The 1,313-nt window shown below is 49.2% G+C and carries 1 protein-coding gene and 1 pseudogene; one reads left to right on the top strand and one right to left on the bottom strand.

Annotation, left to right across the window (positions count from 1 at the left end; genetic code table 11):
• A pseudogene (locus tag ACTHUM_RS14365) lies at positions 1-157 on the top strand (class 1 fructose-bisphosphatase); the annotation flags it as partial.
• Between the two features lie 143 nt (positions 158-300).
• On the opposite strand, the gene waaF reads toward ACTHUM_RS14365, so the two are convergent.
• Positions 301-1,313 (bottom strand): lipopolysaccharide heptosyltransferase II (waaF, locus tag ACTHUM_RS14360; RefSeq protein ID WP_440403206.1); only part of this gene is annotated, 1,013 nt, incomplete at its 5' end.

The raw sequence follows: 1,313 nt of genomic DNA, 5'->3' as shown, positions 1-1,313 counted from the left end.
ACCGATGAGCCTGCTTATGGAACAAGCCGGCGGCGCATCAAACAACGCCATCGAAGCCATGCTCGACATCCAACCTACCGGCCTGCACCAACGTGTTGCCGTATTCATGGGCAGCCGCGAAGAAGTGGAATACGTTTATAATCTGCATCAAAAATAATCAAATGTATTGATTTCAAACCAAAAAAGGCCGTCTGAAATATGATTTTCAGACGGCCTTTTGTTAAAAAATAAAAGAAACGAAAGATTAAAAGGACAGACTCAAATCTGTCCTTTACTGTTTTCCGTCTAATCTTTATTGGATTACGCCGAACGAGCCAGCTCTTCCGCCGCTTTTTGCACCCTATCCGGTGTCAGCTTGTTCAAACAATCCGTATGCCCCAACGGACATTCGCGTTTGAAACAAGGCGAGCAATCCAAATTCAAACTGACGATTTTTGCCTTTTGGCTGAGAGGCGGCGTATGGTCAGGGCTGGATGAACCGTAAACCGCAACCAATTTCCGATCAAGCGCGGCCGCAAGGTGCATCAGACCGCTGTCGTTGCACACAACCGTATCGGCGCAAGACAACAGATCAATCGCCTCCGAAAGATTGGTTTTGCCGCAAAGATTGGTACACAGGCCGTCTGAAAGTCGGTTGATTTCATCTGCAATATCAAAATCTTTTTGCGAACCGAACAGCCAAACCTGCCAGCCCTTGGCCAAATATCGGCGGCCGAGTTCGGCAAAATGACGCGCAGGCCAACGCTTGGCCGGGCCATATTCCGCACCGGGACAAAATGCCAAAATCGGTTTATCCGTCGCCAAACCATGTTTTGCCAAAGCAGCTTGACGGCTTTCGGGATCAATCTTAAAACACGGATTATCGGAATGCCCGTTAAAATCCGCTTGGGTCGGATACGCCAGCGCAGTATAGCGGTCGACCATCAGAGGCAACGCGGCCTTATCCAACTTGCGGATATCGTTCAGCAAAAAATAGCGTGATTCGCCGACGTAGCCCGTACGCTGCTTGATGCCCGTAGCCAAGGCAATAATGGCGGATTTGAGTGAACCGGGCAAAACAATCACTTGATCATAGCCTTCTTTTCCCAATTCACGTCCGATACGCCAGCGTTTTTTCAATTCCAACGCGCCATGTCCAAACGGATTTTCCATCACACGGTTGATCTCAGGCATACGCTCAAATACGGCCATCGACCATTTGGGCGCAAAGGCATCAATGGTACAGCCGGGATGCAGCTCATGCAAACGGTGATAAAGCGGTTGGGTCATGACGCAGTCACCAATCCAGCTTGGGGTAATAATCAGGATTTTTT

The sequence above is a fragment of the Neisseria sp. P0021.S006 genome, from assembly GCF_051956895.1.
The sequence above is the reverse complement of the archived record's forward strand: the minus strand, read 5'-3'. Positions and strand labels throughout refer to the sequence as shown.